The sequence below is a fragment of the Azospirillum sp. RU38E genome (genome assembly GCF_900188385.1).
Taxonomy (GTDB): Bacteria; Pseudomonadota; Alphaproteobacteria; order Azospirillales; family Azospirillaceae; genus Niveispirillum.
On sequence record NZ_FZOI01000043.1, the window covers coordinates 1 to 6,074 of the forward strand.

Genomic DNA, 6,074 nt, shown 5'->3' on the forward strand with positions numbered 1-6,074 from the left:
TCTTCTTACGCCGCCGCCTGTGTCGGGGCATGCCCCGACACAGGCGATCAATACCCGCCATTCCAGCATGCCGTCAGATTTAGTCCAGACTTTTACAAATAAAAACCCGGAAACCCCGGGCAGGAAAAACATCGGTACGAACACGATACAGATGCACAGCAATGACACGAAGGCCGGTGCCACAATTTCAGCCGCACCGTCCAATATCGCTGCGTGAACAGACTTTCCGTCCTGGAGGTGGCGCTCGATATTCTCAATCGTCACGGTCGCCTCATCCACCAGGATGCCAACCGCGAGTGACAAGCCACCCAACGTCATGATGTTCAGGGTATTGCCGCTTATCGACAAGCCGACAATCGCCGCCAGGATGGATAGCGGAATGGACGTGACAACGATGATGGTTGATCGCCAGGAACCCAGGAACAAAAGGATCATCAGCGAAGTCAACACAGCCGCGATCACGCCTTCATGCAGCACGCCGTCAATGGCGGCTTTAACGAAGACCGACTGATCGCCGATCGCCACGACACGCGCGGCGTCTGGCAACAGATCCTCAATGGCCGGCAGCTTCGCCTTTACACCATCAACGATCGCCAATGTCGACGCACTGCCGATCTTGAGGATGGTCATCAAGACAGAACGGCCGCCATCGACATGAACCACGTTGGTCTGGGGGGCGGCACCGTCGCGCACATGGGCGACATCCCGCATATAGATTGTGGCTCCATTGACGACCTTCACCGGCAGATCGTTCATCTCCGCAACGCTCGCCGGCGCGTTGTTCAAGCGGACAACATATTGAAACTCGCCAATTTTTACGAAACCTGCCGGTGTAATCTGCATCTGCGCCGCAATGGCGGCACTGACATCCTGCGCAGAAAGACCCTTAGACCGGAGGGCGGCCGGATCAATATCAATCTGTATCTGGCGCTGACTGCCACCCAGGGGCAGCGGTATACCGACACCCGGCTCCGTCACCAGGGACGGCCGCACCTGATTCATCGCCAGATCGAAAATCTGGGATTCCGACAGTCCCTTGCCCGACAATGCCAACTGAAGAACGGGCACTGTCGCCGCATTATAGTTCAGGATAAGCGGTGGCGTCGTTCCTGGCGGCAACTGGCGCAGCATCGTCTGAGAGACCGACGTGACCTGGGCTGTTGCCAAGGGTATGTCGGCGCCGGGATGAAAGAATATCTTCACCACCCCGATGCCGGACAATGACTGGCTTTCGATATGTTCAATATCGTTCACCGTCGTTGTCAAAGCCCGCTCATAGGGAGAGACGATCCGCCCGGCCATGTCCTCCGGCGAAAGGCCGGCATACTGCCAGGCGATGGCGATGACCGGCATACGGATTTCCGGGAAAATATCCACGGGCATCCGCAAGACCGAAAGCAAACCAAAAATAAGGATCAGGACAGCCATGACCACAAAGGTCAGCGGCCGTCCAAGCGCGATCCGGACAATGCCCATCAACTGCCGATTTCCTTCTGTACGGGGAATGGGGCAGTCAAAACCTACCGGCGCCGCATGCAAGATTTAAGACGGCAAAATCCGCATGAGCTTATGAATGAGCCTCATTAATCATTCAGCAAAGCAGGCAGTAGCGTGATCTGTGCGCTCATAGGCGGCAATGCTTCTGCAACCTGGGGAGGACATCCCGCCCAGCCAGGATCGCTCTGGAAATAAACTCGCTGCCATTGTCGCTGACGATCATCAGCGGTTTGCCGCGTGTAACGACGAGGGTGCCCTGTTCCCGTGCCAGCCGCTTGCCGGACAGCGAGGTGTCGGCCAGCCGTGCCCCATAGCACCGTCAGCAGGGCATCGCGACCGATAGCGGATCGTCCGGCGATGCACTTTCAGAACAGACTCGCCTCTCCCTGACCCCGAACATCGCCCGCGGATAGGCAACTATCCGGCGGCTGGCGGCAGACCTCACTACTTTTTCCCGACACCTCCCGCAGCATGGCACTGTCCAACACCGCCCCCGCAAGCAGCAGCCTCAGACGGCTGTTCTCTTCCTCCAAACCGTTCATGCGCTTGACCTCTGACACATCCAACCCGCCATATTTCGATTTCCAGGCTTAAAATATCGCCTCAGATATCCCGCACCGTCGGCAGATATCCACCGCCTTCCGGCAAGCCCCCTGCGCCTGCAGCATCACGATAACCCGCTCATCACTGAAACGACTCTTCTTCTTACAATAGCCCTCCTCGGCCAGGAGGACGCTACTTTACCCCAGACACATTTCCAGAGAGCAGGTGACAGGCCAAACGTCAAAGACGATTGACACACAGTTTCCTATTTTCTGAAGAGACAGACTGCTTCCTCCAAATAATCGTGTAGCCCAAGCGGGGGGCGGCCCATGATATCTTCGAATTCACTTTTAACATGTGACTCGTCGCCCTTGGCACACGCTTTAGCGATGCCATCGACCATTCCCGCATATTCCCACGACATGCCGCCGGCAAAACGTAACATCAACTTGAAGATCAGCGACGGTGGGTTTAGGTGCCGCACCGGCCTGCCGAGCCGCTTGCCAAGCTCATCGCAGACCTGATCCAGTCGCCAAGCCTTGGGACCGGTGAGAGACAGAATCCTGCTTCGTATCGACCGGTCAGCCGCAACCCGCGCCACAACATCCGCAACGTCACGTACATGGACGAATGCCACCGCACCATCGTGCGTGGGCAACGGAAAACGACCAGCACGGCGCACTGGGTCTCGAAAAAGGGCGAGCGACTGATAAAAAAAGGTCGGACGCAAAATCACCCAATCAAGACCTGAACCGCGCAGATAATCCTCAATCTCCCCATGTGCTATGCCAACGCTAACACGAGGAGTAAGGCTGGCGGTGATAGCAGACACCTTTATAATCCGAGGGGGCATCGAGATTGTGCGAACCAAATCAATGATGCGCTTTTCTCGCGTCACCTGCCCCGGATTGTCGCCGGTAGATAAAATCACATCGGTTACATTCTGCAACGCCCGTAGGACGGCGTCGGAATCATCGAAGGAACCCTTCATGATCTCCGCCTGCAATCCTGCTGGAACATTCAGAGCCTCAGGGCGCCGTACCAGCATACGCATCGGTCCCGTATAGTGCGCGGCAGCCAATGACGACAGAACCTGCGATCCGACTTGACCGGTAGCACCCAGAATAAGCAACATGAGCATTAGCCTTTAGCAACAGAAGGGTGGGTGTCAGACAGGCAACGTTATCGGTTTACCCGGCCATTCAGAAACAAGGTGGGGATTTGCCGAATGGCGCTGACAATATCATCCGACCACATCTAGACCCGGAAACCGAATATTATGCGCGAAGATCATCGACGAGCGCGAATGATCAATAAAGCGTGCTTCATCAGCCGCCAACCTTGCCTGCGCCGCTGCACTTTCCTGGTCGAGATTGCCCTTCTCAAGGCTTTCCCAACTGGCGAAGCTGATGGCGGCGATGCCGTCGAACGGTTCTGCCAAACCGCGGCTAGCCTGCATGGCAAACGCTGCGCCCATATGGACACCATGATGCTGAACATATCGGATGACACCAAGTCGCGGACCGACTTCGGCAACCAGCTGTGCATGTTCAGTCGACCAATAGGCCAGGAACTGCTCATGACTTAAATGCTGCAAGCGCCGCAGACAATAGAGCAGCGTCACTTCGGGTCCAACGCTCAGGGGCACCTCATCCGCTATAGCCATCCTGCCATATTCCTTATCAGGCGCGTGGACGATGGGAAGCACATAGCTTATGACCATCAGGGTCACGCAAATAAGCAAGGTACAAATGTCCTGCCGGAACATTACGCCAACCGGGAGGGTCCTCGCAGGCTGTCCCGCCGTTTGCAAGGCCAGCAGCGTGCCAGGCATCAGCGTGATCGGGCGTTGCTGCCGCTAATCCGATCGTGTTGCCGTTGGCTACGCTCGCAGGTTCTCCATTGATCGGACGTGTAAGCGCAAAAATTCCACCTGCCGCGACATAAAGCACCCGGCCCCGATCGTCGTAGAATCCTCTATTATGGCCAAGGGCACCAAGGACGGCATCATAGAACAGGCGGGAACGTTCCAAATCCGCGACACCTACCATAATGTGCGTAAACAAATTTTTCCTCCAATTCAAAATCTGGACACGAGCAGCCTGCGGTCGTCTTCCGGCGAAGGTCAATCCCGCGCCCACCCAGGGCGGTCTTCACCCTGGGTGACGACCAGCAACGTCTCCTCCATCGCTGTTTCAACATGATCGAAGCCGGGTTCAAGGAAGTACAACTCACCAGGGCCTGCAAAGAACAGGTCGGCACCCTTCTGCTCCACTCGGATGTGGCCAGAAATGACCATCACCTGAACCCATTTGCGATGCCGATGCTTAGCGATCACATCGCCGGTCTTCATGCGAAAATAAGCAGAGCGCACTGCATGATCACCCTCGAAAATCGGTGCCTTGGCCATCACACAGCCATAGACATCGACATCCTGAAAGGTCATGTCCTGGGGGCGGCAGTGACGAATACCGCCCTTCATCTCAGTCTTTACGGCGATGCTCATGGGCGTGCTCCTGCGCTGACGGGATGGGCTGAGGCGCTGTTACACTATGTCCAGCGTCTACAAATTCTCGCGATAATCACTCTCGACGATCTGGTCGACCATGGCTTCCACCTCTGCGCCGCCACCGCTTTCGCGGGCGATTGTCGCACCAAAGCGGAAGGAGAATTTCTGACGTGCGTCGTCTTTCCACAGCCGGCTGCGCTTCATGGCCTTCCCGCAATGGAGGAAGCACTTGGTGATATGGATCTCAATCGCGAACAGTGCTGGGCGGTCGCGCGCGGCCAGCACCTGCAACAGACCGGGATCAGTCGATATTCTGGCCGTACCGTGGACGCGGAAGGTTTCATCCACCCCAGGTATCAGGAAAATCAACGCAACAGCGGGATTCTCCAAAATACTCTGCATTGCATAGGCAAGGTTGTTGCCGGGACGGTCCGGCAACACCAAGGTCGTGTCATCCATAATATGAACGAAGCCTGGGCCATCCCCACGCGGGGAAACGTCAGGCTCGCCTGCACGGTTGGCGGTCGACAGCATGGCGAAGGGCGCAGCGGTGATAAAGCGTCGCCCGAGTTCGTCCAGGCTCGGTAGCAATTTCTTTTGGACAAGCGGATGCGCCTCGCCGATCACGGCACGAATTCCGGCAACATCGGTAATGTAGTGATCAGACATGGGGGTATCCGTCATAAGGGGGGTACTGGCCGCGCCGGCAGGATTGCCTCAAGGGCAGACGCGATACCCAGGAGATGACGATCAGCACCAGGCCTGCCAGCGACCTGCAACCCGAAGGGCAAACCGTTGGCCAGACCGGCAGGAAGGCTGATGGACGGCAGGCCCGCCATGCTGTCCGGTCGAGAAGTTAGAGTATAGGCTGGAAAGGTAGGCAGCAGCGCCCCGCCCAGATCGGTCATCCCCGTATCCCCGATCCGCGGCGCCGTATGGGCCGTGGTAGGATAGAGGATCGCGTCGACGCCAATGAATACACGGTCAAAGGCAGCCCTGAGCCGAGGCAATTGGACATCAACCGCATCGCGATAGGCCGCCTCCGGGATGGCCTCGTTACCCAGTTGGCTGGCAAAAACAGCCTGAACGTCGGGACTCTCTATCGCGTCTACAAAGCTTGGCCACGAGATGCCGAGCTTAGTGACGGCGAGTTCCGACATGCTCAGTGCGGACTCATAGACGGCGATTGGAAATCCGCAGGCATTGTCAATCGCCTGTGCTTCGGTGATATCAATCGCAACCAGCCGAACCCCCGCCGCGCGCAGCCGCTCAACGGAACTGGCGAAGGCAGCAGCGACAGCCGGATCAATCGGCTCGGGACACTGAAAACCGAGCGTCAGCCCATTCAGCGCCACGAAAGGCAAAGGCGTGTCGCTGGCGGGATAAAACTCCCCAGAAGTGGCGAATGAAAAGTCCCCAGTTTTGGCAGAGGCAAGGCCCCGGGGGGCATGCCCCCCGGGGCCTTGCGGCCATCTCACCGCCATCCTGTCTCCCGCTGTCTGCGGGGAGGATGCCGGTGATCAAA

The 6,074-nt window shown here is 57.4% G+C and carries 7 protein-coding genes; all 7 read right to left on the reverse strand.

Features of this window, described 5'->3' with window-relative positions; genetic code table 11:
• The coding region (locus CHB97_RS25370) for an efflux RND transporter permease subunit (protein WP_143271214.1) at nucleotides 1–1,479 on the reverse strand (1,479 nt) is incomplete at its 3' end.
• An 826-nt stretch (nucleotides 1,480–2,305) separates the two neighbouring features.
• Complete coding sequence (locus tag CHB97_RS25380; RefSeq protein ID WP_160106265.1) at nucleotides 2,306–3,175, reverse strand: NAD(P)H-binding protein; 870 nt, start codon at nucleotides 3,173–3,175, stop codon at nucleotides 2,306–2,308.
• Between the two features lie 108 nt (nucleotides 3,176–3,283).
• Nucleotides 3,284–3,808, reverse strand: a complete 525-nt coding sequence (locus tag CHB97_RS25385) for an EthD domain-containing protein (RefSeq protein WP_089290820.1) — start codon at nucleotides 3,806–3,808, stop codon at nucleotides 3,284–3,286.
• Nucleotides 3,723–4,106 carry a VOC family protein gene (locus CHB97_RS25390; RefSeq protein ID WP_089290821.1) on the reverse strand — a complete coding sequence of 128 codons (384 nt, stop codon included), beginning with the start codon at nucleotides 4,104–4,106 and terminating at the stop codon, nucleotides 3,723–3,725. The genes CHB97_RS25385 and CHB97_RS25390 overlap by 86 nt, the downstream gene beginning before the upstream one ends.
• Before the next feature lie 59 nt (nucleotides 4,107–4,165).
• The gene (locus CHB97_RS25395) at nucleotides 4,166–4,546 is read right to left on the reverse strand and encodes a cupin domain-containing protein (RefSeq protein WP_200820133.1); all 381 of its coding nucleotides are present in this window, start codon (nucleotides 4,544–4,546) and stop codon (nucleotides 4,166–4,168) included.
• Nucleotides 4,547–4,603: 57 nt separating this feature from the next.
• Nucleotides 4,604–5,218 carry an MSMEG_1061 family FMN-dependent PPOX-type flavoprotein gene (locus CHB97_RS25400; protein WP_160106269.1) on the reverse strand — a complete coding sequence of 205 codons (615 nt, stop codon included), beginning with the start codon at nucleotides 5,216–5,218 and terminating at the stop codon, nucleotides 4,604–4,606.
• Between the two features lie 11 nt (nucleotides 5,219–5,229).
• Nucleotides 5,230–6,033, reverse strand: a complete 804-nt coding sequence (locus CHB97_RS25405; protein ID WP_089290823.1) for an amidase family protein — start codon at nucleotides 6,031–6,033, stop codon at nucleotides 5,230–5,232.
• Nucleotides 6,034–6,074 lie beyond the last annotated feature (41 nt).